This window comes from Pseudomonas bharatica, from assembly GCF_048586865.1.
GTDB classification, from domain to species: Bacteria; Pseudomonadota; Gammaproteobacteria; order Pseudomonadales; family Pseudomonadaceae; genus Aquipseudomonas; species Aquipseudomonas bharatica.
The window spans coordinates 13,757-39,562 of sequence record NZ_JBMAWR010000014.1 but is presented as its reverse complement, the minus strand read 5'-3'; the positions used below and the strand labels follow the sequence as shown (position 1 = coordinate 39,562).

14 protein-coding genes and 1 tRNA gene are annotated in these 25,806 nt (G+C 65.1%); 8 read left to right on the top strand and 7 right to left on the bottom strand.

Features of this window, described 5'->3' with window-relative positions:
- Window positions 1-28 precede the first annotated feature (28 nt).
- Complete coding sequence (locus ACKLLE_RS16600; protein WP_420058604.1) at window positions 29-16,300, bottom strand: autotransporter-associated beta strand repeat-containing protein; 16,272 nt, start codon at window positions 16,298-16,300, stop codon at window positions 29-31.
- A gap of 640 nt (window positions 16,301-16,940) precedes the next feature.
- On the opposite strand from ACKLLE_RS16600, the gene ACKLLE_RS16595 reads away from it, so the two are divergent.
- Complete coding sequence (locus tag ACKLLE_RS16595; RefSeq protein ID WP_420058557.1) at window positions 16,941-17,378, top strand: acetyltransferase; 438 nt, start codon at window positions 16,941-16,943, stop codon at window positions 17,376-17,378.
- A gap of 109 nt (window positions 17,379-17,487) precedes the next feature.
- Here ACKLLE_RS16595 and ACKLLE_RS16590 read toward each other — a convergent pair whose 3' ends face one another.
- The gene (locus ACKLLE_RS16590) at window positions 17,488-17,799 is read right to left on the bottom strand and encodes a DUF3077 domain-containing protein (RefSeq protein ID WP_420058556.1); all 312 of its coding nucleotides are present in this window, start codon (window positions 17,797-17,799) and stop codon (window positions 17,488-17,490) included.
- Between the two features lie 103 nt (window positions 17,800-17,902).
- On the opposite strand from ACKLLE_RS16590, the gene ACKLLE_RS16585 reads away from it, so the two are divergent.
- Entirely contained in the window at window positions 17,903-18,151 is a 249-nt protein-coding gene (locus ACKLLE_RS16585) for a helix-turn-helix domain-containing protein (protein ID WP_420058555.1), read from the top strand.
- On the opposite strand, the gene ACKLLE_RS16580 is transcribed toward ACKLLE_RS16585, so the two are convergent.
- Entirely contained in the window at window positions 18,138-19,199 is a 1,062-nt protein-coding gene (locus ACKLLE_RS16580; protein WP_009402721.1) for a type III secretion system effector protein, read from the bottom strand. The two genes, ACKLLE_RS16585 and ACKLLE_RS16580, sit on opposite strands and share 14 nt — an antisense overlap.
- Window positions 19,200-19,317: 118 nt before the next feature.
- A complete protein-coding gene (locus ACKLLE_RS16575) occupies window positions 19,318-19,767 on the bottom strand; it encodes a tautomerase family protein (RefSeq protein WP_420058554.1) in 450 nt (149 codons plus the stop codon).
- 95 nt (window positions 19,768-19,862) lie between these two features.
- Here ACKLLE_RS16575 and ACKLLE_RS16570 point away from each other — a divergent pair, with 95 nt between their 5' ends.
- Both ACKLLE_RS16570 and ACKLLE_RS16565 read left to right on the top strand, forming a co-directional pair.
- Window positions 19,863-20,828, top strand: coding sequence for a GlxA family transcriptional regulator (locus tag ACKLLE_RS16570; RefSeq protein ID WP_420058603.1), 966 nt, complete (start codon window positions 19,863-19,865; stop codon window positions 20,826-20,828).
- Window positions 20,829-21,081: 253 nt separating this feature from the next.
- The gene (locus ACKLLE_RS16565; RefSeq protein ID WP_420058553.1) at window positions 21,082-21,348 is read left to right on the top strand and encodes a hypothetical protein; all 267 of its coding nucleotides are present in this window, start codon (window positions 21,082-21,084) and stop codon (window positions 21,346-21,348) included.
- A 102-nt stretch (window positions 21,349-21,450) separates the two neighbouring features.
- Here ACKLLE_RS16565 and ACKLLE_RS16560 read toward each other — a convergent pair.
- Window positions 21,451-21,526 (bottom strand) — tRNA-Thr (locus tag ACKLLE_RS16560).
- Between the two features lie 57 nt (window positions 21,527-21,583).
- Window positions 21,584-22,000, bottom strand: a complete 417-nt coding sequence (locus ACKLLE_RS16555; RefSeq protein WP_420058552.1) for a pilin — start codon at window positions 21,998-22,000, stop codon at window positions 21,584-21,586.
- A gap of 208 nt (window positions 22,001-22,208) precedes the next feature.
- Between ACKLLE_RS16555 and ACKLLE_RS16550 the strand changes: the two genes are divergently transcribed.
- From ACKLLE_RS16550 to yacG, 4 genes are read left to right on the top strand one after another with little or no spacing between them, the layout of a single operon-like run.
- On the top strand, window positions 22,209-23,414 hold the full coding sequence (locus ACKLLE_RS16550; RefSeq protein ID WP_420058551.1) for a type II secretion system F family protein: 1,206 nt from the start codon (window positions 22,209-22,211) through the stop codon (window positions 23,412-23,414).
- Between the two features lie 2 nt (window positions 23,415-23,416).
- Complete coding sequence (locus ACKLLE_RS16545; protein WP_420058550.1) at window positions 23,417-24,286, top strand: prepilin peptidase; 870 nt, start codon at window positions 23,417-23,419, stop codon at window positions 24,284-24,286.
- Complete coding sequence (gene coaE / locus ACKLLE_RS16540; RefSeq protein ID WP_009403495.1) at window positions 24,286-24,909, top strand: dephospho-CoA kinase; 624 nt, start codon at window positions 24,286-24,288, stop codon at window positions 24,907-24,909. Before ACKLLE_RS16545 ends, coaE begins: the two co-directional genes overlap by 1 nt.
- Window positions 24,906-25,112, top strand: a complete 207-nt coding sequence (yacG, locus tag ACKLLE_RS16535; protein WP_009403497.1) for a DNA gyrase inhibitor YacG — start codon at window positions 24,906-24,908, stop codon at window positions 25,110-25,112. The genes coaE and yacG overlap by 4 nt, the downstream gene beginning before the upstream one ends.
- Here yacG and ACKLLE_RS16530 read toward each other — a convergent pair.
- A complete protein-coding gene (locus ACKLLE_RS16530; protein WP_009403499.1) occupies window positions 25,109-25,792 on the bottom strand; it encodes an energy-coupling factor ABC transporter permease in 684 nt (227 codons plus the stop codon). The two genes, yacG and ACKLLE_RS16530, sit on opposite strands and share 4 nt — an antisense overlap.
- Window positions 25,793-25,806: the final 14 nt, after the last annotated feature.

Sequence of the window (25,806 nt, the reverse complement as noted above, 5' to 3'; positions counted from 1 at the left end):
GCGATGAGGCCCTCGAGTCAGACGCTTGTCAGAACTCCATGCTGAAGCTCACGGTCACCGCGTTGTCGCGGCTTTCGCTGGCCAACTGGCCGGAGTAACCCACGCCCACCTTGCTCATCGGGCCGACGTTCATGTCGACACCCAGCTCGACCACCGCTGCATCCTTGGCGATCGGTACACCGGAGTTGCTGAACCCGGCACCGCCTTCGATGAAGCGCAGGTCCGCGTCCGGCTTGGTGTCGCCGAAGGCATGCCGCCAGCCGAGGCTGCCGCGTGGCGTGACGGTCGCGCCGTTATCCAGGGTGAACGACTTGCCAACCCGCAGGCCGACGGTGGAGAACACGTTGTCCTGCTGGGTATCGCCCTCCAGGCGCCCTGCCCCGCCTTTCTCGCGGGCCTTGTCGCTGTCGTAGTTGACGTAGGCCAGGCCGGCGAACGGCTCCAGCGCCACGCCGTTGCCTGCATCGATGGCATAGCCCACTTCACCGAACACCTGGGCAGTGCGCGCCTTGTAGCTCGATTTCAGGCGTTCGCTGTAGCTGCCGGCCTCGACGTAGCGCTTGCTGTCGATGTCGTGCCAGGTGTAGCCGGCGCCCAGGCGTGCGGCGAGGGCATCCATCTGGTAGCTCAGGTAGGCCGCCAGGTGGTAGCTGTCCACCGAGGCGTCCTGCGGCTTGCCCTTGGCGCTGATGCTGCTGTTGGTGTAACCGGCAGCGATACCGGCGCGCAGCTGGTCGTTGAGGTCGTTGTCGAAACCGATCAGGAAGCCGGACAGGTCGCGCTTGACGTTGGCCGCATTGTGGCCGCCGTCGTAGTCACCCCAGCCGCCCACGGCACGGATCCAGCCTACCCCTTCACCGCCGCAACCACGACCGGTGGTCTGCTGGTTGCTGTTGGGTGCCAGGGTGCGGCGCGGGTCCTGCTCGTCGCTGCAGCCGGCATCGCGCATGCGGTCATTGACCGCGTCGCGGATGTAGCGCGAGTCCTCGATCAGCACGGTCGCGGTGCTGGCGTAGATCTCGCCGGACAGGCTTTCGAACGCCGCCACCGCATCGCCGGCACTGGAGCCAATGATGGTGCTGCGCAGGCTGGCCGGCGCCGACGCGCTGTCCAGGGCCTGGGCCACTTCACGCTGGTTGTCGGTCTGCGCCACGCTGGCGAAGGCGGTGCCGTTGCGCGCCACGTTCAGGGTCACAGCGTTGGCGCCATAGTTGAGCGTGGTATCGAGGAACGTCAGGTTGTCCAGGTTGTTGCTGGCAAAGGTGCCGTTGACCCCGCCGGTAGCCGACACCAGGGTGTATTGGCTGTCGCCGGTGTATCCGCCAAGGTTGCCCACCTGCAGGCTGCCGCCCAGGTTCGCCGTGCCACCCACGTTGAGGTAGTTGGTGGTGGCCGGCGACAGGCTCACGGCCAGGGTGCCGTCGGCGGCGTTGGTGAAGTTGCCCGCCACACTCAGGTTGGCGCCATTGGCCCCGGTGGCGACGGTGCCATGGTTGTCCACCGAGCCGACGCTACCGGTGCCGGTCAGGCCGGCGCCATTGGCGACGGTGACCTGGGCGCCGAACACGGTGCCCGGGTTGGCCGCATTGCCCACGGTCAGGCTGCCCTGGTTGACCGCGAAGGCCCCGTTGAACGGCTGGCTGCCGACGATCAGCAGGTCGCCGGTACCTTGCTTGACGATGCTGCCGTTGCCGCTGAGGATGCCGCGGAACTGGCCTGCGGTGGCCTGCTCGAACACCAGGTTGGCGTTGTTGGCGATGTTGCCTTGCAGGCTGGTGGTGTTACCCATCAGCGTGCCGCCACTGACGGTGGTGCCGCCGGTGTAGGTGTTGGCGCCGGTAAGTACCAGGGTGCCTGCGTCGAGTTTCTCGATACCACCGGTGCCGACCAGCGGCGCCGAAATGGTTGCGGTGCCGGTACCGACGCGGATCGCTGCCTGGCTGCCGCTGGCCGCCAGGGCTCCGCCCGCGCCTGCACTCAAGACATAGCCATCGGTCAGGAACTGCATGCCGGTGAAGGTCTGCTGGCCTTCCACAGTGACCGAGTACAGGGTGTTGACCGGGGCCGGGCCGCCGAACACCGCGAACTGGTTGGCCCAGGCGTTGCTGGTGGTGCCGGTGGTGTTGGTCCAGTTGGTACTGTTGCTGTTCCAGGTACCGCTGCCACCGCTGATGGTGCCGTCGGCCGCCGTCTTGCTGCCGTTCCAGAACTGCAGGGCGGTGTCGCTGCCCACCACCAGATTGATCTGGTTGGCAATGGCCGTCTGCAGGGTCAGGTCGGCCGGCAAGGTGGTGCTCGGCAGGCTGCCGTACACCAGGCCGTTGTCGGTGACGCTGCCGCCGTAGGTGAACAACTGATACACGCCAAGGCCGAAGCCACCGGCATTGCTGATGTTCAGCGTACCGTCGAGCACCAGGTTGCCCGCCACCGACACCAGGGTGGTGGAACCACCTGGCGCACCGAGGTCGAAGTTCAGGTTGCTGCCGGACGACAGGTTGAGGTTGCCCACGCTCAGCGGTGCGGTGGCGCTGCCGGCGTTCAGGTTGGCGCCATCGGCGATGGTGACGGTGCCGCTGTAGGTGCCGCTGCCGCCCAGGCTGGCGCCGCTGGCGACCTGCACGTTGGCGCTGGCCAGGGTGCCGTTGTTGACCAGGCTGCCGGCGCTGACCAGGGTATTGCCGGTAAAGCCGCTGTTGCCGGTGAGCAGCAGCCGGCCAGCGCCGAACTTGGTCAGGGTGCCCGAACCGGTGAGGCTGCCGCCGTAGGTGCCATCGGTATTCTGCGCGAAGGTCAACGCGCCGTTGTTGAGGATCGCGCCCTGCAGGCTGGTGGTGTCACCGGTCACGCTGCCGGCGTTGATGGTGGTGCCGCCACTGTAGTTGTTGGCACCCGCCAGGGTCAGCGAACCGTTGCCGTTCTTGACCAGGCTGCCGGTGCCGCTGATGACGCCACTGAGGCTGGTGTCCTGGTTGCCGGCGAGGGTCAGCTGCGAGGTCAGGTTGATTGCATTGGCCAGTTGCAACGCGCCCGTGCTGTCCAGCACGGAGGCGCCGGTCACGCTGAGGCCGCCGCTGCCCAGGGCGCCATCGTTGCCCAGCGTCAGGCTGCCGCCGTTGAGCACGGTGCCGCCGCCGTAGGTGTTGATGCCGTTCAGGGTCAGGTTGGCGCTGCCGTTCTTGGTCAGGCTGCCGCTGCCGCTGACCACGCCATCGAGGGTCAGGGCATGGCTGCCGCCGATGCTCAGGCCGCCGTTGAGCACGGTGTTGTTGGCCAGGACCACTGCGGTGTTGCTGTCCAGGGTGGTGCCGGCGGCGGCGGTCAGGTCGCCGCTGCCCAGGGCCGCGTTATTGCCGACCACCAGGGTGCCGCCGTTGAGTGCGGTGCCGCCGGTGTAGCCGTTGGCACCATTGAGCACCAGGGTGCCGCCATCCACTTTGGTCAGGGTCCCTGCGCCGTTGATCGCTACGCCCAGGGTCGCGGTATTGCCGCTATCGACCCGCACGTTGGTGGCGCCGGCGCTGGTAAGCAGTTCACCGCCGATGCCGCCGTTGAGGGTGTAGCCGTTGCCGGCGAACTGCAGGCCGGTGATGGCATGGCTGCCGTTGACCGTAACGGTACCGCCCGTGCCCTGGAACACCGCGAAGGTATTGTTCCAGGCCCGGTTGAGGGTGCCGTCGGCGCTGGTCCAGTTGCTGTTGGTGCTGTCCCAGACACCGAAGCCGCCCTGTACCGCACCGTTGCCGACCGTCTCGCTGCCATCCCAGAACAGCACGTTGCTGGCGCCGCCGACCACCAGGTTGACCTGGTTGCTGACAGCGGTCTGTACCAGCACGTCTCCCGGATTGACGGTGCCCGGCAGGCTGTTGATGGTCAGGCCGTTGTTGGTCAGGGTGCCGCCGTAGCCGGCCAGGTGGTAGACGCCGGCGCCGAAGCCGCCGAAATCGGTGACATTGAGGTTGCCGCCCAAAGTGAGGTTGCCGGCGACGCTGATCAGCGCCGGATCGCCTGCCAGTGCTGCGCCCAGGGCAGTGTTGAGGTTGGATCCGCTGTCCAGCACCAGCGAGCCGACGTTCAGGGTGTTGCCGCTCTGCAGGTTCAGGTTGCCGCCGCTGGTCACGGTTACCGCGCCGGCGAGGTCGCCGCTGCCGCCGAGGTTGGCCGCGTTGCCGACCGAAACCGTGGCGCTGTCGAGGCTGCCGTCCACCACCAGGCTGCCATTGCTGATGGTGGTCGCGCCGCTGTGGCTGTTGCTGCCGGTCAGGGTCAGGGTGTCGATGCTCACCTTGTCGATAAGGCCCGAGCCGCTCAACGAGCCGGCGAAGGCACCACCGCTGAGGGTCAGGGTGTTGCCGGCGGCCACGTTCACGTCACCGCTGCCTTGCAGGGCGCCGAGGTTGGTGTTGCCGTTGAGGTTGAGCAAGGCCCCGCTGCCGAGGTTGATCTGCGCCGGGTTGCCCAGGGCGCCGCCGTTGGTGGCGGTCAGGCTGCCGGAAAGGATGTTGAGGATACCGGCGAAGGTATTGGTACCGCCCAGGGTCAGGTTGGCCAGGCCGTTCTTGTTCAGGGTGCCGTTGCCGCTGAGCACACCGTTGAGGGTCAGGTCGTTGTTGCCAGCGAGCGAGAGCGTGCTGTCGACCTCGACATCGTTGGCCAGCACCAGGGCGCTGGTGTTGTCCAGCAGCGTGGTGCCGGTGATGCGCAACGCGCCGCTGCCCAGCGCCGAGGCATTGCCCAGGGTCAGGTCGCCGCTGTTGACGGTCAGGCCGCCGACGAAGTTGTTGGCACCGTTGAGGGTCAGCTTGCCGAGACCGTTCTTCAGCAGGCGACCGTTGCCGGAGATCACGCCGTTGAGGGTCAGGTCATTGCTGCCATCCAGGGTCAGGTCGGAAGCGCCGGAAGCCAGCAACACGTTGTTGGCCACGGCCATTGGGCTGCTGTTATCCAGTTGGGACGGCCCGGTGACGGACAGGGTACCGCTGCCCAGCGCCCCGGCATTGCCCAGCCTGAGTTGGCCGGCTGCCAGGTTCAGGCCTCCGGTAAAGGCATTCAGCCCGTTGAGGGTCAGGGTGTTGGCGCCCAGCTTGGTCAGGCTGCCGGCACCGTTGATCGGACCGCTCAGGGTCAGGTCGTTGTTGCCCAGTACCTGGAGGTTGCCGGCCAGGTTGACGGTGTTGCCCAGGGTGACCGCACCGAGGGTGTCCAGCGTAGTGCCGTTGGCCGCGGTCAGCGCGCCAGCGCCCAGCGCACCGTCGGTGCCGAGGACCAGGCCACCGGCATTGAGGGTGGTGCCGCCCAGGAAGGTGTTCACGTTGCCCAGGGTCAGCACCCCGGCGCCGTTCTTCACCAGGCCGCCGTTGCCGCTGACCACGCCATTGAGGGTCAGGTCGTTGCTGCCGGCCAGGTTGAGCTGGCCGGCGACGGCCACGGCGTTGCCGATGGCGACCGCCGTATTGCTGTCCAGCGTGGTGCCGGTGGCAGTGCTCAGCGCCCCCGTGCCCAGGGCGTTGTCGTTGCCAAGCACAAGGGTGCCGCCGCTCAGGGTGGTGCCGCCGCTGTAGCTGTTATCACCGTTGAGCACCAGGGTGCCGGTGTCCAGCTTGTTCAAGGTGCCAGTGCCGGTCAGCGGCAGGTCCAGGGTCGCCGTGACGCCAGCGTCGGTACGAACGGCGAAGTAGGTGCCGTTACGGTTGTTGATATCCAGCGAGCCATTGGTGCCCGCCACCAGTTGGTAGCCATCGGTCATGAACTGCATGCCGTTGACCGACTGCGGGCCATCCACGGTGACGGTGCCGGTAGCGCCCATGAACACCGCGAACTGATTCAGCCAGGTATCGTTGCTGAAGCCGTCGCCGAGCACCCAGTTGCTGGTGGTGGCGTCCCATACCCCGCTGCCGCCTTCGATCAGGCCGTTGTTGGTGGTATCGACACCGTCCCAGAACTGCATGATCAGGTTCGGCGAGTTCACCAGCAGGTTGACCTGGCCGGCGAGGCCGGTCTGCAGGGACAGTTCGGTAACGTCCACGCCGTTGGGCAGGTTGCCGAAACCGATGCCCAGGTTGGTCAGGCCGCCGCCGTAGGTGAACAGGCGATAGACACCGTTGCCCAGGGCACCGGCGTCGGCGATGTTGATCGAGCCGCCCAGGGTCAGTGCGCTGGCGACATTGAACAGCGAGGTGCCGCCGGTGACCGGCGAGCCGAGGTTGAGGTCGAGGTTGCTGTTCTGCGACAGCACCAGCGAACCGAAGCTCAGGGTCTCGCCGCTGTTGCCCACCAGGGTACCGCCATCGGCGATGGTGGTGGTGCCGGCGATGCTGCCGGTACCGGTCAGGCTCGCGCCGGCATCGACGTTCACACCGCCGATCCCGTTCAGCGCACCGGTTACCTTCAGGGTGCCCGCCTTCACGTTGTTGACGCCGGAGTTGGTGCTGGTACCGGACAGTTCCAGTACACCGGCGCCGAACTTGTCCAGGCCGCCGTTGCCGGCCAGCGAGCCGGCGAACAGGCTGTCCAGGTTGTTGCCGGCCACGCTCAGGCGTCCGGCATTGGACAGGTTGAGCTGGCCGGCACCGGTCAGGCTGCCGATGGTGATATCGCCAGCAGTGGTCAGGCCGCCGCCGGCCGCCAGGTTGGCAGACGCCAGGGTGTCCAGCGAGTTGGCGGCGATCGCCGTGATGTAGCCGCCCAGTACGTTGACGCTACCGGTGAAGGTACCGGCGGACAGCAGCAGCACTTCATCGCTGCCGGTCTTGGTCAGGGTGCCGTTGCCGCTGAGCGCGCCGGCGAGCTGGAGTTCGTTGTTGGTCTCCAGGGTCAGGTCGCCGTTGACCGCGACGGCATTGCCGAGAATGCGCAGTTGGTTGTTGCGCAGGGTGGTGGCGGCATTGGCGGTGATCGCGCCGCTGCCGAACGCGGCGTTGTTGCCGATTACCACCGTGCCACCGTTGAGTACCGTACCGCCATTCCAGGTGTTGACGCCGCTGAGGGTCAGGGTACCGGTGCCGGCCTTGGTCAGGCTGCCGTTGCCGGCGATGACACCGCCCAGGCTCAGGTCGTTGCTGCCGCCGACGGTCAGGCCGCCGTCGAGCTGAACGCCGTTGGCAAAAGCCAGGCCGTTGTTGGCTGCCACCAGGGTGGAGGTGCCGCCGACGGTCAGGTTGCCGGAACCGAGCGAGCCGTTCTGGCCGACCGCCAGGGTGCCCTGGTTGAGCACGGTACCGTTGGTGTAGGTGTTGTTGCCACTCAGGGTCAGGGTACCGGCACCGTTCTTGACCAGGCTGCCACCGGTACCGGCGAGCGTGCCGGCCAGGGTCAGGTCGGAGCTGCCGCCTACGGTCAGGGCGGCGAGCAGGTTGAAGTTGTTGGCCAGGGTCACGGCCGAGGTGCTGTCGAGCCTGGCGATGCCGGTGTTGACGGAGCCAGTACCGAACGCGGTATTGCTGCCGACGGTGGTGGTGCCACCGAGCAGGAAGGTGTTGCCGGTATAGGTGTTGCTGCCGGTCAGCAGCAGGTCGCCGGTGCCGGTCTTGGCCAGGTTGCCGGTGCCGTCGATCACACCATTGAGGGCCAGGTTCTGCGCGCCGCTGAGGGTCAGGCTGCCGACCAGGTGCACCGCGTTGCCCAGGCTGGCGCTGACGGTGTTGTTGAGGATACCGCCGGCGGCGGTAAGGTCGCCGTTGCCCAGCGCGGTGGTGGAGGCCAGGGTCAGGGTGCCGGCATTCAGGCGCACGCCACCGCCAAAGGTATTGTTGCCACCCAGCGTCAGCTCGGCCAGGCCGTTCTTGACCAGGCCGCCGGTGCCGGTGATGTTGCCGTTCAGCGTCAGTGCGTTGCCACCGCCAAGGGTCAGGGTGTTGCCGCCCAGGGCGATGGCGTTGGCCACGGCGATGCCGCTGTTGTTGGCCGCATCGAGGAAGGTTCCGGCGCCAGTGACGTTCAGGGCGCCGTTGCCCAGCGCCGTGTTGTCGCCCAGGCGCAGGGTGCCGCCGGCCAGGCTGGTGCCACCGCTGAAGCTGCCAGGGCCATTGAGGGTCAAGGTGCCCGCGCCGGTTTTCAGCAACGCACCGGTGCCGCCGATGGCGCCGTTGAGGGTGATGTCGTTGCCGCCGTTGAGGGTCAGCAGCGCCGCGAGGTTGACGGCGTTGCCCAGGTTGATGGCCGTGCTGCCGGCCAGGGTCGAAGCGCCACCGACATTCAGGCTGCCGGTGCCGATGGCCGCATCGTTGCCGAGGGTCAGGGTGCCGACGTTGAGGTTGGTCGGGCCGGTGTAGCCATTGGCGCTGGTCAGGGTCAGGTTGCCCGCGCCGTTCTTGGTCAGGCCCCCCGCGCCGTTGATCACGCCCGCCAGGGTCAGGTCGGAGGTGCCGGTGAGGTTGAGGTTGCCGCCGAGGTTGACCGCGTTGTTCAGCAGGGTCGCAGCGAGCGTGCCGAGGGTTACGCCGTCGGCGGTATCCAGGCTGCCGGCACCCAGCGCGGTGTTGCTGCCGACCACCAGGGTGCCACCGCTCAGGGTGGTGGTGCCGGTATTGCTGTTATTACCGGTCAGGGTCAGCACACCCGCGCCGCTCTTGACCAGGCCGCCCGCACCATCGAGGGTGCCGGCCAGGGTCAGGTTGTTGCTACCGAGCACGTTCAGGCTGCCCGCCAGGGTGATGCCGTTGGCGAGGCTGAGGGCGGTGTTGTTGTCGAGCGCCGTGCCGTTTGCGGCAGTCAGCTGGCTGCTGCCCAGGGCCGCGGCATTGCCGACGACCAGGGTACCCGCCGCCAGGTTGGTCGCACCTTGGTAGGCATTGGCGCCATTGAGGGTGAGCACGCCACTGCCGACCTTGTTCAGGCCGCCGGTACCGGCGATCACCCCGTTCAAGGTCAGGTTGGCAGTGCCCGGCAGGGTCAGGTCGGCACCGAGGTTGACGGCATTGCCCAGGGCAACGCCGACGCTGTTGTTCAGGCTGGCAGCACCCGTCACGTTCAGCGCGCCGCTGCCCAGCGCGGCACCGTTGCCGACGGTGATGGAGCCGGCCGCCAGGGTGGTTGCGCCGCCGAAGGTATTGAGACCGTTGAGGGCCAGGTTGCCCGCGCCATTCTTGATTAGCCCGCCTGCGCCGCTGACCACACCGTTCAAGGTCAGGTCGCTGGTGCCGGCCAGGGTCAGGCTGTTGCCCAGGTCGATGGCATTGGCCAGGGCCAGCGCCGGGCTGTTGTCCAGGCTGACACCGGCGCCGGCTACGTGCAGGGCGCCGCTGCCGAGGGCGGTGTCGTTGCCCAGCACCAGCGCACCCGCATTCACCGTGGTGCCGCCGACGTAGGCGTTGGCGCCATTCAGGGTCAGGGTGCCGCTGCCGTTCTTGACCAGGCTGCCACCCCCGGTGACCAGGCCGTTCAGGATCAGGTCGTTGCTGCCGGTCAGGTTGAGCGCACCGAAGGTACCGACGTTGTTGCCCAGGGTGACCGCGGTGTTGCTGTCCAGGGTGGTGTTGGCCGCAGTGACCAGGGTCCCGTTACCAATCGCAGTATTGCTGCCTAACACCAGGGTGCCACCATTGAGCACGGTGCCGCCGGTGTAGCTGTTGGCGCCGTTGAGCACCAGGGTGCCGCCGTCGACCTTGTTCAGCAGGCCGCTGCCGGTCAGGCCGAGGTTGAGGGTCGCGGTGGCGTTCGGATCGACACGGAAGGTGGTGTTGCCGCTGCTGTTGTTGACCAGTTGCAGCGCGCCCGGGCCGTTGAGCACATAGCCGTCGGTGGTGAACTGCATACCGGTGAGCGTTTGGGTGCCATTGACCGTGACCGTGCCACCCGGGGTCTGGAACACCGCGAAGTTGCTGCTCCAGTCGCGGTTGCCGGTGCCATTGACCGTGGTCCAGTTGGTGCTGGCCGCATCCCAGGTACCGCTGCCGCCCTGGATCACACCATCGCTGGCAGTGCCGGTGCCATCCCAGAACAGCACGCTGCCATTGGCGCCGCCCACCAGCAGGTTGACCTGCGCGCCGATCGCGGTTTGCAGTTGCAGGTCGCCCGGCTGGACGCTGCCCGGCACGCTGCCGATCACCAGGCCGTTGTCGGTGAGGGTCCCGGTGTAGTCGATCAGGCGATAGATACCGGCACCGAAGCCACCGATATCGCTGACATTGAGGTTGCCGTCGAGGGTCAGGTTGCCGCCCACCGAAAGCAGCGAAGTGCCGCCGGTGGATGGCGAGCCGAGGCCCACGTCGAGGTTGGAGTTGCCATTGAGCACCAGCGAACCGACGCCGAGTTGCGCACCGCTGTTCAGCGCCAGGTGGGCACCGTCGGCGATGTTCACCGGGCCGGCGATGCTGCCGCTGCCGGTCAGGGTCGCGCCGGTATTGACCTGCACCTGGCCGCCGGCCAGGGTGCCGCTGACGTTCAGCACGCCGCCATTGACCTGGGTATTGCCGGTATAGGTGTTGCTGCCGGCCAGTTGCAGGCTGCCGCTGCCGACCTTGACCAGGCTGCCGTTGCCCGAGATCGCACCGCTGAACAGGCCGCCGAGGTTGCCGCTGCCGACGCTCAGGCTGGTGTTGTTGCCCAGGGCGATCGCACCGCCGCCGTTCAGGCCACCGATCGTGGCGCTGGCGCCGAGGTTGAGTTGCGCACCGGTGGCGACATTCACACCCGAGGTATTGCCCAGCGAGCCGGTACCCAGGGTGGTCAGGCTGCCGGAGAGGATGTCCACCGTGCCGGTGAAGCTGTTGCCGCCGCTGAGGATCAGATCGGCGCTGCCGGTCTTGACCAGGCCACCGCTGCCGCTGATCACGCCGCCCAGGTTGAGGGCGTTGTTGCCGGTCAGGGTCAGGTCGGCGCCAAGGTTAATGCCGTTGCCCAGCGCGAAGGCCGCGCTGTTGTTCAAGGTGGCCGCACCGGTGACGTTCAGGTTGCCGTTGCCAAGGGCAAGGCCATTGCCCAGGGTCAGTGTGCCGGCATTGAGCGTAGTGCCGCCGAGGTAGGTGTTGACGCCGTTGAGCGTCAGATTGCCCGCACCGCTCTTGACCAGGCCGGCCGCGCCGTCGATGACGCCATTGAGGGTCAGGTCGCTGTGGCCGGTGAGGTTCAGGTTGGCGCCCAGGGTGACGTTGTTGGCCAGGGCAAGCGGCGAATTGTTGATCAGACTCGAAGCGCCGGTAACGGTCAGGCGACCGCTGCCGAGGGCGCCGGCATTGCCGAGGGTCAGGCTGCCGGCGCTGAGGAAGGTGCCACCGCTGAAGGTATTGACCCCGGTGAGGCTGAGGTTGCCCTGGCCGTTGGCGGTCAGGGAGCCGGCGCCGCTGAGCACGCCGCTGAGGGTCTGGTCGGCGCTGCCGCCCATGCTCAGCGCGCCATTCAGGGTGATGTCGTTGCCCAGGTTGATGACACTGAGGCTGTCGATCGTGCCCGGCCCGGTCACGGTAATTGCGCCGCCACTCAAAGCCTGGCTGTTGCCCAGCATCAGGGTACCGCTGGCCAGGGTGGTGCCGCCGCCATAGGTGTTGGCGCTGTTCAGGGTGACGGTCGAGGTGCCCTGCTTGGTCAGGCCACCGCTGCCGGTGACCAGGCCATTGAGCGACAGATCGGCGCTGCCGCCCAGGATCAGGCCGCCGTTGAGGTTGATCTGGTTGTTGATACTGACGGCCGTGGCGGCCTTGAGGATCGCGTTGCCGCTGGCGTTGAGCACGCCGAGGCCGAGCGCGGTGTTGCTGCCCAGGCTCAGGGTGCCGCCGTTGAGGTTGACCGGGCCGGCGAAGCTGTTGTTGCCCGAAAGGGTCAGCGTGGCGCTGCCGGTCTTGGTCAGGCCACCCGCGCCGGCAATGTCGCCGGCCAGGGTCAGGTCGCTGCCGCCGAGCACGTTGAGGTTGCCGGTCAGGGCCACGGCGTTGGCCAGGCTCACCGCCTTGTTCGCATCCAGCGAGGCGCCAGCGCCGGCAGTCAGCGTGCCGCTGCCCAACGCGGTATTGGAGCCTGCCACCAGGGTACCGCCGGTCAGCAGGGTGCCGCCGCCGTAGGTATTGGCGCCGTTCAGGGTCACGGTGCCGGTGCCGGTCTTGGTCAGGCTGCCGAGGCCGTCGAGCACGCCGTTGAGGGTCAGGTTGGCGCTGCCCGGCAGGGTCAGGCCGGCATTCAGGTGCACGGCATTGGCCAGGATCTGCGCGCCGCTGGTGGTCAGGCTGGACGCGCCGGCGATGGTCAGGTCGCCACTGCCGATGGCTCCGGCGCTGGCAATGTTGAGGGTACCGGCGTTCAGCGTGGTACCGCCGAGATAGTCGTTGGTGCCGCTCAGGGTCAGGGTGGTGTTGCCGCTCTTGACCAGGCTGCCCGTGCCGGTGATGGGACCGCCCAGGCCCAGGTTGCCGGTGCCGCCGACGGACAGCGCGCCATTGAGGATCACGGCATTGGCCAGGTTCACCCCGGCCAGCGCATTGAGCCCCGTGCCGTCCGCCGCGATCAGGGTGCCCGAACCCAGCGCGTTCTGGGCGCTGATCGCGATGAGACCGGCGTTCAGCAGGGTGTTGCCGCTGAACCCGGCGTTGACGCCGCCGAGCAGCAGGTTGCCTGCGCCGTTCTTGATCAGGTTGCCGCTGCCGCCCAGGGTTCCGTTCAGGCCCAGGTTGTTGCTGCCGGCGAGGGTGAGGTCGCCATTGAGCGTGACCTGGTTGTTGAGGATGACCGAGGCGCTGTTGTCCAGCGTTGCCGGCCCGGCGACGGTCAGGGCGGCGAGCCCCAGCGAGGTGTTGTTGCCAACCACCAGGGTGCCGGCATTGAGCTGGGTTCCACCCTGGAAGGTATTGGCACCGCCCAGGGTCAGCACGCCGGCGCCATTCTTGGTCAGGCCGCCGCTGCCGGTGACCAGGCCGTTCAGCGCGAGGTCGGCGCTGCCGCCGATGGTGAGGTTGCCGCCCAGGTTGACCTGGTTGGTCAGGGCCACGGCCGTACTGGAATCCAGCGTGGTATTGGCTGCGGCATTGAGCAGGCCGATGCCGAGTGCAGTGTTGCTGCCCAGCACCAGCGTGCCGCTGTTGAGGTTGGTCAGCCCGGCGTAGTTGTTGTTGCCGCTGAGGGTCAGGGTGCTGGCGCCGTTCTTGTTCAAGCCGCCGGTGCCGCTGATGTTGCCGGTCAGGGTCAGCGGGTTGCTGCCGCTCAGGTTCAGTTGGCCATTGACGCTCAGGGCGTTGCCGAGCGTCATCGGGCCGGCGGTATCCAGGGTGGTGCCGGCGGCGGTGCTCAGGGTGCCGCTGCCCAGGGCGCTGCCGTTGCCCACCGCCAAGGTACCGGCGGCCAGCACTGTGCCGCCGCCGTAGGTATTGACGCCATTCAGGGTCAGGGCGCCGCTGCCGGTCTTGTTCAGGCTGCCGGTGCCGTCGATGACACCATCGAGGGTCAGGGCGTTGCTGCCGACCGGCAGGTTCAGGACGGAGTTCAGGTGGACATTGTTGGCCAGCGCCAGCGCAGTGGTGCCCACCAGGGTGGACACGCCGCCGACGGTGATATCGCCGCTGCCGATGGCGCCGGCGTTGCTCAGGGCCAGGGTACCGCCGAGCAGCGTGGTGCCGTTGTAGGTGTTGGTGCCGGTGAGGGTCAGGTTGGTCGGACCGACCTTGACCAGGCTGCCGGTGCCATCGATCAGCCCGCTCAGGGTCAGGTCGGCAGTGCCACCGACGTTGACTGCACCGTTGAGGGTGATGGCCGTACCGAGGTTGAGCGCGGTGTTGGCGTCCAGGGTACTTCCGGCATTGGCCAGCAGCCTGCCCGATCCCAGCGCGCCGGCATTGCCGACGACCAGGCGCCCGGCGTTGAGCTGGGTATCGCCGCTGTAGGTGTTGGCCGCGTTGAGGATCAGGTCGGCCGTGCCGTTCTTGATCAGGCCGGCGCCAGCGACACCGTCGATCACACCATTCAGGCCGAGGGCCGAGGTACCGCCGATGGTCAGGGTGCCGGCGAGGTCCACGCGGTTGAGGATGGAAACGGCGGTGTTGGCATCCAGGGTGGTGTTGGCTGCGGCGGTCAGCCGGCTATTGGGGTTGCCCAGCGAGGTATTGCCGCCAAGGACCAGGGTACCGGAGTTAAGACGGGTACCACCGACATAGGTGCTGGCGCCGCCGAGGGTCAGGGTCGCCGAGCCGTTCTTGGTCAGCCCGCCGTTACCGGAGATGCTGCCGTTGATGGCCAGGTCGTTGCTGCCGGCGAGGTTCAGGTTGCCCAGCAACTGAACGGCGTTGTTGATGGTGCGCGAGGCATCGCTGTCCAGCGTGGTGTTGGCCGAAGTCCGCAGGCTGCCGATGCCGATTGCCGCGTCGTTGGCGATCACCAGCCTGCCGTTGGTCAGTTGCACGACGCCGTTGTAGCTGGCGTTGGCGCCAGCCAGCGTGAGGTCGCCAGCGCCGCCCTTGATCAGCGAACCGGTGCCGCTGAGCACGCCGCCCAGGGTGGTGGCGGTGCTGTTGGTCAGGGTCAGGTTGCGGGTCGCCAAGTTGATGTTATTGGCGAGCGAGAGCCCGCTGGCATCCAGGCTGGAGTTGGCGCTCAGGGTCAGTTGACCGGTGCCCAGGCCGGTAGCGTTCTGCAGGATGAGGGTGCCGCCACCCAGCGTCGAGTTGCCGGTGAAATCGTTGGCACCGCTCAGGGTCAGGGTATTGGTCCCGGCCTTGTTCAGCCCGCCGGTACCGGAAATCTTGCCTACCAGGGTCAGGTCGTTGCTGCCGGTCAGAGTCAGGTTGCCGTTGAGCTGGATCAGGTTGGTCAGGGTCTGGGCGGTGCTGGTGTCCAGCGCCCCCGTGCCGCCGACGCCGGCAGTGATGGTACCGCCGCCGGTGGCCCCGGCGTTGGCCAGGATCAGCTTGCCGGCGTTGATGTTGAGGCCGCCACCGAAGTTGTTGGCGCCGCTCAGGGTCAGGTCGGCGGTGCCGGTCTTGGTCAGCGAGCCGGTGCCGTTGATCGCCCCGCCCAGGGTCAGGGCAGCGCCGCTGTTCACCGTCAGGTTGGCGCCGTTGAGCAGGATGGCATTGTTCACGGACAACGCGCTCGAGTTCGCCAGGGTGCTGGCGCCGGTCACGTTCAAGCCTTGGGCTCCAAGCGCCGCGGCATTGCCGAGGGTCAGGGTGCCGGCGGCCAGGGTGGTGCCGCCGCTGAAGTCATTGGCACCGCTGAGGGTCAGGTTGCCGGTGCCGGTCTTGGTCAGGGCGCCGGCACCGGTGAGCACGCCGGACAGGACCAGGCCATTGGCGCTGTTGCTGACCAGCAGGCCATTGGTACCGAGGGTGATGCCGTTGCTCACCGTTGCACCCGCTACCGCAGCACCGAGGCCGCCGCCGTTGGCGGTAATGGTTGCGCCGGTGAGGGCCGCGCTGTCCACATTGAGCAGGCCGCCGTTGAGCGTGACCGCCGGGTTGACGGTGCCGCCCGCGAACAGTTGGTTGGTCAGGGACCAGGTACCGCTGGTGATATTCAGGTTGCTGAAATTGACGTACTTGCTGCCGTCGATGGTGCCAGAGCCCGTCAGCCCGACGCCGCCACCGATGGCGTTATGCAGATTGAGCGTGTTGCCGTTGTTGGCGGTACCGCCGTTGACGATACCCGCCGCAACGTAGGCGAGGCCAAGGCCGCCGAGCACACCCAGATCGACGCCGACCCCCGCCCCGCCGCTCATCACGGAACCGGTGATGGCATTGAAGGTGTTGGCGCCGGCACCGGCACCCAGGTTGATACTGCCGGTGACCGTACCGGCGTTGGTGAAGGTGTTGCCTGCGGCCGACGCCTGCATCGCCACGCGGCCGGTGATAAGGCCGGACGCATTGTTGGTCAGCACGTTCCTGGCCCCGCCGCGCAGCGCGATCACGGCCATGTCTTCCGGCAGTACAGCGGCGCTGAGCAGCGCAGCGCCGCTGATCAGGCCGGTGTTATTCACCGTGGTGGTGCCGCCCGCGCCGTTCTGCACCACCAGGCCGATCCCGCCGAGGCCCAGCAGGTTTGCTCCGAGCAGGCTGGACGTGCCCATGATCTGGCCGGTGGAGAGGTTGTTGACCAGCACCGTGCTGCCAGCGGCATTGCTGAGGTTAAGACCGGAAGCCAGGGAAACCAGGCCCGGCAGCAGCGAAGGGTCGATACGCCCGGCGTTGTTCACGGTAGTGCCGGTACCGGTGAGCGACACCGCATTGACCGTGTCGATAACGCCAGGATAGATCTGCGCGCCGTTCTGCACGTTGACCGTCAGGTTGCTGGTCGAGGTGACCAGGCCCACGGTAATGCCAGTACAGGAAATCGTCGAGCCGACTGTAGTACACAGGGCCTGCGCCTGTGGACTGAAGAATCCGGAAACCATCCCGGCTGCCGCCATGCTGACGGCCAGCGGCAAGGGTGCAAAACGAGCGGTAAAGGTTTTCTTGGCGAATCTTCTGTCCACGTGCGACTCCTTCGTGGATCAGGCAAATCCGTCTCTGAATGCGTGCTAGAGCTTGAGGAACTACACACACTGCATGTCGAAAAGCCTGACCTTGGCGAATACAGGTTCCATATGGGGAGAGATTTGTAGCCAAAAAATTGGATCCACGCCGGACAATTCGTACACGCGCTTAGTATTAATTCTTTAGTGATAACCCCTATGAACATGGGGTGAAACCGAGGTGTCATGCGGGTTTTAGCCGACGAACGGTAGGGGCTGAATGAAATTTCCTTCAGGCTTGTCGACTTAGGAAAGTATTTCAAAATGTTTCAAGGTGAACCCTTGATGAGCTTTCGAATGGCAAAACATTCGATCGGATAATCTCCATCCCGGCGAACGATCCAGACTCATTGACGACCCGATAGCCTTCTAAGTATCGTCCCGCCTCCCTCCTTCCCGGCCCCACTGTAGTGCACCGCCAGGCGTTGATTCGCGAAGCGGTCATCCATCTCGCCGGCACTTATGGCCGCCATTTACTGGCGAGCCTGGTTTTTCACATCAAGTGGACGAGGATGCTTTCATGCTCATTCGTCAGGCCACCAACGCCGACCACCCGCTGCTGCTCGACCTCTGGCTGCGCTCCGTTCGCGCCACCCACCACTTCCTGCAACCGTCCGACATAGACGCGCTGCTACCGCAGCTTCGTGACATCTACCTGCCTGCTGTCGAGTTATGGGTAGCGGTGGATGACCAGGACCTACCAACGGGCTTTATCGGCCTGAATGAAAACCATGTGGAAATGCTCTTCATCGAACCGGACCTGCGCGGCCAGGGGATTGGCCGCGCGTTACTGGATCACGCCCGCCATTCGCGCAGCGGGCTGAGTGTCGACGTAAACGAACAGAACCCTGAGGCGGTGGACTTTTACCTGCACTACGGATTCGTGCAGACCGGCCGCTCGCCGCTGGATGGCGAGGGGCGGCCGTTTCCGTTGTTGCATATGAGATTGGGGGGCTGAGGCCGGGGGTTGCTCCCGGGTTGTTATGCCCTTGTAGATCAGGAAGGCCCGCTTGGATGCGGGCCTTTTTTTGCGTTTGGTACCTGTTTCATCCTGCCCGAGCAGAAAATTAATCTGTCTCGTTTGCCCCTCGCCCGTCGCGAAGCCCCATGCTCACATCATCGATAAGTGCCTTCACCTGCTCGCCCAGATAATGGGCTGCCCAGACCGGAGCGCCGCCTTCGTCATCCACGCCACCGATTAGGGTCAAGCGGTTGATGCAGTCCATCAGCACGGACGCCTGAGCCAGCGCCTCAGTGCTCGGTACTCCAGGATTCACACGGAACAAGGGCTCACTGACGGCAGTGCAGTTACTGAACGTAGCGATGCCAGCGGTGGTGTTTACCGGGCTGAAATTCATTCGGGAATTCATGATGAGCATCGACCTATTCCATGGTGAATGCCCGAGCCTACCAAAAACCCGTTTTGGGATAAACCTGTTTCAGGTTTATTAGGTAGGTCGGCTTATCAACCGGCACACCACGATGAAGACGATTCACACCGCTGCTTATCAACGCTTCCTTCTCCTGCTGGTCAAGGCACGGAAGGAGGCCGGACTCACACAACAGGAGCTGTCGGAGCGGCTGGGAAGGCCTCAATCGTACGTTTCCAAGTTCGAGCGGGGGGAACGGAGACTGGATGTGATCGAGTTTCTGGAGATCGCGAGGAGCCTGGGGAGTGACCCACACAAGATGCTCGAAGAGATTGTTTTTGTAATGCCTACAGATACTTGATCCTTTTCGGCATCGCCTTGCGACTCTGCTTCTCCCCCGGCCCCATCAACGGCACCGCATGGGAATACCAGTGCCGGCGAATGCCGTTTTCCGAAATCGGCGCCTCGTCCCACGGCCCGAGCCCGACGCAGAGAAACTCGAACAACACCGTGCTGGGATGCCCGAAATCACGCCCGAGCTGCTGGCCCAGCCCGCTGTAATAGGCGTGAATCAGCTCATGGGCCAGGCCAATGGCAGGCGGACGGCTGAGATTGAGCGGATTGCTGGCATAGGGATTCCAGCCGATCACGGATTCGGCACCATTGGCGGACGGTGAAACATCGCGCAGCGCTGCGAGGGTCGCGACCAGCGCATGGTTCTGCGCCCGCGGCGACAGGCGTGCCGGCAGTGGATTGCCAGCGATCCAGCCGGCGACTTCATGGAGCGTGATGCCGATGTTGTAGCCCCCGGCGTCAAGCGAGCGGCCCAGGGTCTGGTCATTGAAGTAGCCCTCGTTGGAACTGGTCCAGCGCAGGTAACGGCGGTCGGCCAGCAGCCCCCATTGGTTGGCGTACTGGCGGGCTTTCTCAAGCCGGGCGAAGAACCCCGTACCGGCGCCCGGCACCGCATCCAGCAGAAGCTCGGGAGAGCTGTTGATCATATGGGTCAGCCAGCTCGCCTGGGCATAGTGCGGCACATTGATGCGATTGAGCGCCGCCTGGGTGACGCCGCCGATCATGCTCGCCGGGGTCAGCTCCTCGGCCACCAGGTTCATCGCCCCACCGCCTCGCGTCGCCACCGTGTTCCCTCCCTGCGACGGCAGGATCGACACCACGCTGGCTGCCGACAACGGCAGCAGGATCTGCCGACCGGCCGGGGTCGCATGGATGTAGCGCAGCGCATCGCCGACCAGGCCGCGGAACGTCGCGGGAAAGGTCATGAACTGTGCCACGCCAGTCACCGGATGGTTGCCGATGTAGTTGTCATCCCCCGTCACCACCGCAATCCCCGGCGGCCCCTGATGCCAGGACTGATCGGTTTCACGCCAGTATTCGACTGTCTGCACCATGGTTGCATCCTTGCTGGTGGGGGGCATGGGGATGGCGAAATAACATCGCATCCGGACCACCGATGGTTGTAGACGGCGCGGGCCCGGCAGTCAATCAGGGAAAGGGCCGGCACACCTTCTAGAGCCGAGGAAGAAGATGTCCGTAACCGGCGGCGCGAGTGAAGTCGCTCAGGCGCCAGAGACGCCCGTTCGCCCCCCATGTGCCATCGACGATGTCCACCAATTGAATCGACGTCATCAGCATCCGCTGATCATCACTTCCTCTGCATTGCTCGATAGCCTGGTGCAGGCCCGATACGTAATCCGCGCGCATCTGCTCGTCGAGGACTCCGGCCGGCACCTTGACCAGAACGATGCAGGGGATGGCCTGAGCGTGCACGTTCACACCACCACATAACCAGTTGGCAGCCTGGACCTCCTCGATAAGCACCCAGCACAGGCTACGCTGCCGCGGATCGTTGCCTATGCGCTCGTGCGCGATAGCCGCCTCGCTGACACGCTTCAACAGGTGTTCACGTTGCGCCGCGCTGAAAGCACCAGTAGGAACCTTGATAAGGATGTTGGGCATGGCTGAAACCTTGGCGATGAATTGAGCTTTATTTGGCCTGTCATTCGCTTCTGGCAAAAGTGTCCGATCCGTCCTTTTTCGAGCATAATCCGACAATGCATGATTTCACGATTGTGGTCGTACCCGGCGCATTCGCTTCTAGCGTGACCTCCACGCTGGACATCCTCGCCACCGCAGCAACCATCGCTGAACAACGCGACCTCGCCACACCACGCTGGCGGATCTGCGGCCCTCAGCCTGGACACGTGACACTGGGCCATGGCCTGGCGCTGCAGGTGGAACCGATAGAGCAGAGTGCCGAGGACAACTCCTGCTGGGTCATACCAGGCATAGGTATCAGTGATGTCGAGCACCTTGAAGAGCGCCTCGCGGAACACTGGTCAGCGCCCTTCCTCACTGCGTTGACCAATCACGTCCGGAACGGCAAGGAAGTTGCCGCATCCTGCTCGGCCGTCTTTCTACTCCACGCAGCAGGGCTACTTGACGGGAGGCGGGTTACAACTTCCTGGTGGCTGGCTCCGCATCTGCAGGCCCGTGCTCCAGGCTGCCGCGTAGACCCGGACTTCATGGTGCTGGCCGATCCCCCGCTAACCACAGCGGGGGCCGCCTTCGCGCAAACCGACCTGATTCTGCACCTGCTGCGTCGGCGCCTTTCACCTGACATCGCTGACAGGGTGGGCAAGGCACTCCTGCTGGACCGCCGGCAACTGCAGTCGCCTTTCGTCATCCCCGCCGTGCTGGTGCAGGGTAATGCCCTGGTATCGCGCCTGACCGCCCAGATCGAAGACTCGCTGCCGGAGCTTACCGGCGTGAGGGCGCTGGCCGAGAGCGTCGGCATGTCGGAACGAACCTTGTCGCGCCACGTGCACAAAGCGACGGGGCACTCGACCCGACAGCTCATCCAGCGGGTGCAGCTCAACAAGGCAAGAGCGCTACTGGAATCCGGCCAATATTCTGTCGAGGAAATCGCGACACGGGTGGGCTATCGGGACTCAACGGCGCTCAGGCGTTTGATGCGTCGTCTGTTGGATGTAACTCCGCGGCAATTGCGTCTTGGTTGATTGGTTTGCAGGGGCGCTGGTTTTTCCGACTGCTGTGGGTCAGTGGAAATGGGAATCGGAATAGGGACGGATTTATTTCTCTTTGCTCCATCCAACCAGTAGTTCTAACTTCGCCCCCTCCTGACGGAGGAGAGAATAAATCTGCCCCCTTTTCCCCTTTTCCCTGCCACTGGCGTTCGCGCCACCGAGCTGGCCTTGCTAGAAGCCGCAGAAGCGCTGTATCTAAGTGGGGCCACTTCAAAGGAGCTTAAACATGACGAAGTCATTCGAGCAGAGAGTCCAGGACGAGCTAGACAAGAAACCTCTGGGAAAGCGAGAAACCGATGTTCGGTTGACATTTCAAGAGGTCGAAACCCTGCTAGCTCTGTGTGAAGATGTGCCAATAGACGTAAAGCAATCTGAACTCTGGTGGCATATGAACAACTTGGAAGTAAAGCTGCTTGATGCCAAAAGCCGAATTCAAGGGGACGTCTATGGGGACGCGATTGATAACAAGGCAAAGGAAGAAAGGAAGAACTAGGCAGGCATTTGGCCAGAAAGGGGACAGATCTATTTTTGCCCTAAGCCCCTCCAGCCCCTAAAACCCAAAAAGGCCTGCATTCACTGCAAGCCTTGATTTTTCTGGTGCCGGAGACAGGAATCGAACCTGCGACCTTCGCGTTACGAGTGCGCTGCTCTACCGACTGAGCTACACCGGCGGTGGCAGCAACGCTACCACTGCCGCGCGGGTTACGCAATTCACTGTTTCCTAACGACTATTGAGCCGTGCTGGTACACCCCTTCGGCGCGAGATCTTCGCTGGCGTCGGTGCTGCAGGCCCAGCCGCTGGCGGAGCGGGTCAGGGTGAGGACCTTGCCTTGCACCGGGGCCGGGGCGTCGAGCAGGGCGCAGGTGATGCTGCCGGTGCCGGCGGAGGCGGTTCCCGTGGCGGTGATGGTGCAGTGGGCGGTGCGCTCCTGGCCGCCGAGCTGGGTCGGGCCGGTAACGTCCTGGGCCTGGCTGAGGCGCACTTCGAAGGCGGTCTTCAGGGCGCTGATCTCGGCAAGGCCGGCCGTGGCCTTGGTTCGCGCCTGGTGGTCAGTGTAGAACGGCAAGGCAATGGTCATCAGCAGGCCAATGATGGCGATCACGATCATCAGCTCGATCAATGTAATACCGCGTTGCATCCTCATGGGCATGCTTCCCCTCTCGAATTCCAGGTCATTTCGGCCGGGCGGGCCGGCAAGCGCGCCAGTAGGCCCGAACCGACATCTTTTGTCACCTCGCTGAACAGGGCCGCCCGGCGTGGCTCGTCTACTCTAGTGCGGGCCGGGTAACGCTGCCGGCTGGAGCTGTAACGGAAATTGTGTTTGGCCAATTGCGACAAGGACGTGGCATCACATGAAAACCAGAACCTATAGCTGGCAGGGCGTCGACCGTAACGGCGCCCGGGTCAGCGGCCGCAGTGACGGGCAGAGCCCGGCGCTGGTCAAGGCCATGTTGCGCAAACGCGGTATCCATACCACCCGCATCCGCCATTCGCGGCGGCTCGCAGCCCTGCGCTGGTCGCGGCAACTCGATGCCGCACAACTGACCCAGCTCAGCCGCCATCTCGCCACGCTGTTCCAGGCGGGAATTCCCTTGCTGCACGGCCTGGACATCATCGCCGACGGCAGCCGCCACCCACGCATGATCAAGCTGCTGGCCGACCTGAAGCGCGACATCAGCGCGGGCAACAGCCTGGCTGAATCGCTGCGCAAGCATCCGCGCTATTTCGATGCCCTGTATTGCAACCTGGTGGCGGTGGGCGAAGCGTCGGGACGCCTGGATGTCCTGCTGGACCAACTGGCGACCTACCAGGAAAAGCGCGCCGCCCTGCGCTCGCGCATGCGCAAGGCGATGCTCTATCCGCTGCTGGTGTTGATGGTCGGACTGGGCGTTGCCAGCCTGCTGCTGTTGCAGGTGGTGCCGCAATTCGAGGTGCTGTTCGCCGGGATGGGCTCGGAGCTTCCACCCTTTACCCGGATGGTCATCGGCCTCGCCGACTGGCTGTCCGCCCACATCCTGGCCCTGAGCCTGGCGTTGGCGCTGGCAGCCGTCGGTGTGCGCCAGCTCTTTCGTCATCACCAGGCGTTTCACCTGTGGGTGCTGGGCCTGGCTCACCGCCTGCCGCTGGTGGGCAGGTTGTTGCAGCATGCGGCGATGGCGCGTTTCGCCCGCACCCTGCACACCTGCCTTGCCGCAGGCATACCGCTGACGGACGCGCTGGTACCGGTGGCGAAGGCCAGTGGCAATGCACTCTACGAACGGGCGATCCGCCGCCTGCGCCAGGACCTCGGCAATGGCCTGGCGCTCAGCACGGCGATGCGCGCCAGCCCGCTATTTCCTCATCTTTGCGTGCAGATGTGCAGTATCGGCGAGACATCCGGCACCCTCGACGATATGCTCGATCGCATCGCCAATCACCATGAGCAGTCCATCGATCAACTGATGGAAAACCTCACCAGCCTGCTCGAACCGGTGATCGTGCTGGTCCTCGGTCTGTTGATCGGCAGCCTGGTGATAGCCATGTACCTGCCGATCTTCCAGTTGGGTAGCGTGATCTGACCATGAGCCTGTGGGACCTGTTCGCCAGCCATCCGCCCCTCTATCTCGGCAGCGCTCTTCTGCTGGGGTTGATCGTTGGCAGCTTCCTCAATGTGCTGGTGTATCGCTTGCCGTTGATGATGGAGCGGCGCTGGCAGGACGAAGCCCGTGAAGTCCTGGGTTTGCCGGCGGCCCCGGCCAGGCAGCGCCTCGATCTGTTTCTCCCGCCTTCCCATTGTCCGCATTGCCAGCATCGGATCCGCCCCTGGGAAAACCTTCCGCTGCTCGGCTATCTGTTGCTGCGCGGGCGCTGCTCTGCCTGCAACAGCCGCATCAGCCGGCGTTACCCGCTGGTGGAGCTGGCCAGTGCCGTGCTGACCCTGATCGCTGCCTGGCACTTCGGGGTCAGCGCCCATGCGGCAGCCTTCATGCTGTTGAGCTGGGGCCTGCTGGCCTTGAGCCTGATCGACATCGAGCACCAGTTGCTGCACGACGTGCTGGTGCTGCCGCTGCTGTGGCTGGGCTTGATCGTCAACGCGTTCGGTCTGTTCGTGCCGCTGGACCAGGCGCTATGGGGTGCGGTTGCCGGGTACCTGGTCCTGTGGTCGATGTACTGGCTGTTTCGCCTGGTCACCGGCAAGGACGGCATGGGCTATGGGGACTTCAAGCTGCTGGCGGCCCTCGGGGCCTGGGGCGGCTGGCAGATCCTGCCTTTTACCCTGCTGTTGAGCTCGGTGACAGGGGCGCTGGTCGGCCTGATCTTGCTGCGTACGCGTGGCCAGCAGGCCGGCACGCCGATACCCTTCGGTCCCTATCTGGCGCTCGCGGGGTGGATCGCGCTGCTCTGGGGTGGTCAAATACCCGCTTCCTATCTGCATTTCGCTGGATCCTGATGACAACGCCCGCTTTCACCCCCTGGATTCTCGGCCTCACCGGAGGCATCGGCAGCGGCAAAAGTGCGGCCGCGCAACGTTTCGTCGAGCTGGGCGTGCACCTGGTGGACGCCGACCAGGCCGCGCGCTGGGTGGTCGAGCCCGGACGCCCGGCCCTGGCCAGCATCGTCGAACGCTTCGGTCCCGGCATGCTGCTGGAAGATGGCCAGCTCGACCGCGCCGCCCTGCGCCAGGTGATCTTCGCCGACCCGGAGCAGCGCCGCTGGGTCGAAGCCCTGCTGCATCCGCTGATCGGCCAGGAGATCTTCAGCTACCTGGCCAAGGCCGAGTCGCCTTATGCGGTATTCGTTTCACCCTTGATGATCGAGTCGGGCCAATACAAGCGCACCGACCGCCTGCTGGTGATCGATGCGCCGCAAGACCTGCAGATCGAACGCACCCTGCTGCGCGACCAGACCAGCCCCGAGCAGGTCCAGGCCATCCTCAAGGCCCAGGCCAATCGCGAGGAACGCCTGCGCCACGCCGACGACATCCTGGTCAATGACCGCGACATCGCCTGGCTGCACGCAGAGGTCGACCGACTGCACACTTTCTACCTGACTTTACGAGGAGGCCGTGAATGAGCCAGCCCATCACCGTTGATTGCCCGACCTGTGGCGCACCCGTCGAATGGAGCAGCGCCAGCACCTACCGGCCATTCTGCTCGGATCGCTGCAAATTGATCGACCTGGGCGCCTGGGCTGCCGAAGAGCACAAGATTCCGGTGGCACCGGACGCCGAGGATGAGCTGTTTTCCGGCGAACTCATGCCGCGCGACCACCATTAAGGTTCATCGTCCTTCCACGGGGCCTGCAGATAGCGGGTCCTGTTGAAGGTTTCCAGCCATTCCGGGCGGAACACCACCAGCGCACTGATCACCATGCCGTTGATAAAGGCTTCGGGGAACATGATCAGCCACAGGTAGCCAATAAAGTCCTCCAGCCATACCGGCATCGCGAAACGCCCGTCCAGCCACAACACGCCAAGACTCGCCAGCAGGCACAGCAGTGCCGACAACGCCGCGGCGAAGAATCCCGAACAGAAGATGTACACGAACAGGTTGCGCGGCTGCGCCCGCTCGACAAGGATCGCGCAGCATTCGGTGACCAGGACCGGAACCCCGATCAGCAGCACACCGTTGACGCCCATGGCGGCAAGGTCCTGACGGCCCAGGGCGATAAGCCCAAGCTGGGCGAGGAAAGCGCCGAGCACCGCCAGTGGCCAGTCCAGCAGAAGGGTGACGGCGGTCATGCCGATAAAGTGGTAGGACACACCGGTATCGAAGTCACGGCGTACCAGCCACAGGGCGAACAGCGCGAACACCGTGCCGAACAGCAGATGCTGGCGCCGGCTGTCGGTGAACAGCTCGACCCAGCGCGTGCGCGCCACTGCCCACAGGAGCAAGGGCACGAAGGCCAGCCAGCCAAGGGTCAGGCTCAGGTCCGATAGCAGATGCGCAGAGATCACGGCAGGCAGCCCTT

Coding starts and splice junctions, on each gene's coding strand:
- ACKLLE_RS16580 (WP_009402721.1), bottom strand. CDS start 19,199: ATGGTGCAGACAGTCGAATACTGGCGTGAAACCGATCAGTCCTGGCAT.
- ACKLLE_RS16545 (WP_420058550.1), top strand. CDS start 23,417: ATGAGCCTGTGGGACCTGTTCGCCAGCCATCCGCCCCTCTATCTCGGC.
- ACKLLE_RS16595 (WP_420058557.1), top strand. CDS start 16,941: ATGCTCATTCGTCAGGCCACCAACGCCGACCACCCGCTGCTGCTCGAC.
- coaE (WP_009403495.1), top strand. CDS start 24,286: ATGACAACGCCCGCTTTCACCCCCTGGATTCTCGGCCTCACCGGAGGC.
- ACKLLE_RS16590 (WP_420058556.1), bottom strand. CDS start 17,799: ATGCTCATCATGAATTCCCGAATGAATTTCAGCCCGGTAAACACCACC.
- yacG (WP_009403497.1), top strand. CDS start 24,906: ATGAGCCAGCCCATCACCGTTGATTGCCCGACCTGTGGCGCACCCGTC.
- ACKLLE_RS16550 (WP_420058551.1), top strand. CDS start 22,209: ATGAAAACCAGAACCTATAGCTGGCAGGGCGTCGACCGTAACGGCGCC.
- ACKLLE_RS16585 (WP_420058555.1), top strand. CDS start 17,903: ATGAAGACGATTCACACCGCTGCTTATCAACGCTTCCTTCTCCTGCTG.
- ACKLLE_RS16575 (WP_420058554.1), bottom strand. CDS start 19,767: ATGCCCAACATCCTTATCAAGGTTCCTACTGGTGCTTTCAGCGCGGCG.
- ACKLLE_RS16600 (WP_420058604.1), bottom strand. CDS start 16,300: ATGGTTTCCGGATTCTTCAGTCCACAGGCGCAGGCCCTGTGTACTACA.
- ACKLLE_RS16570 (WP_420058603.1), top strand. CDS start 19,863: ATGCATGATTTCACGATTGTGGTCGTACCCGGCGCATTCGCTTCTAGC.
- ACKLLE_RS16555 (WP_420058552.1), bottom strand. CDS start 22,000: ATGAGGATGCAACGCGGTATTACATTGATCGAGCTGATGATCGTGATC.
- ACKLLE_RS16565 (WP_420058553.1), top strand. CDS start 21,082: ATGACGAAGTCATTCGAGCAGAGAGTCCAGGACGAGCTAGACAAGAAA.